The following is a 244-nucleotide window of genomic DNA, read 5'->3' on the forward strand; positions in this document are numbered from 1 at the left end:
CACCGCGCTGTTCCTTCTGTCGACTGCTGAATGATCTACTCATGAGTTCCAGGCCGTATGTGTCTTCCCGCTGCTATCCGTCCGCTCGCCGCCGTTCCTGTCGGCCGCGCGGACGCTGAACGGCGGCAGGAGCGCGCCGACCGCGAACCGGTATCGCGTCATCTTCGCGTCTCGCGACTCCGTGTCGAGGAGCGCCTCGAGGAGCGGCGGCGACGACACGATCTCGTTCAGGAACCCCTCCGGC

At 66.4% G+C, this 244-nt stretch carries 1 pseudogene; it reads right to left on the reverse strand.

What is annotated here, in order from left to right:
- Positions 1-39: 39 nt before the first annotated feature.
- Positions 40-244 (reverse strand): annotated as a pseudogene (locus EXE48_RS18335) (hypothetical protein); the annotation flags it as partial.

It is taken from the genome of Halorubrum sp. ASP1 (assembly GCF_005435135.1).
Taxonomy (GTDB): domain Archaea; phylum Halobacteriota; class Halobacteria; order Halobacteriales; family Haloferacaceae; genus Halorubrum; species Halorubrum tropicale.